This is a genomic window from Enterobacter sp. K16B (assembly GCF_020216105.1).
Classification (GTDB): domain Bacteria; phylum Pseudomonadota; class Gammaproteobacteria; order Enterobacterales; family Enterobacteriaceae; genus Enterobacter; species Enterobacter sichuanensis.
Map to the genome: position 1 here is coordinate 1 of NZ_JAIWJZ010000162.1, position 613 is coordinate 613.

The 613-nt window shown below is 46.3% G+C and carries 1 pseudogene; it reads right to left on the minus strand.

The window, feature by feature from the left end:
* Positions 1–594, minus strand: a pseudogene (locus LDK53_RS21795) (hypothetical protein); the annotation flags it as partial.
* Positions 595–613 lie beyond the last annotated feature (19 nt).

Consider the following 613-nt stretch of genomic DNA (forward strand, 5'->3'; position numbering starts at 1 on the left):
CCTTGCCGTCGGGTCGGTGGCAATAAACGCATGGGTGATACAGGAACCTGGTTTCGTCGGAATGACGTCATTATCCCTGCCGCTAATTCTCGCCATCAGCGACTGCATCTGGCTGACATCACTTGCGACATAATTTTGAATTGGATCGCCATTTCGTTGTCTTTCATAACGTGAAGCTGAATCATTGACCGTTTGCTTCTGAAACTTGATAACCACACCATTGGTATAAAGATATCCTTCCAGAATGCGCATTGCGTCCGCAACACCTCCGTTTTCATTCCGTTCAAAAATCACACCATCCATACCAGCAGGTAACGGCCAGACATTTTTTAAAAACGGCATATCCTGGGCGTCTATGGTTTTACTGTTTTGTAGCGCCTTTTCACGTAACGCGATTAACTGCACAAAACCCGGATGGTACATTTTCTTTGTCGCCAGATAGGTTTTATACATATCCTCAGGCCGGGAAATCACTGCCGCCCAGATATTATTATCCAGCGGTGCAGCGTCATTATAAGCCGTAAAAGAGGATGGCAGGTCAAGCATATAGCGCCCGACGCAGTATGGTTTCATTTCAGCGTTTATCTTGTTCATGGCTACCTGCTGTGATGAC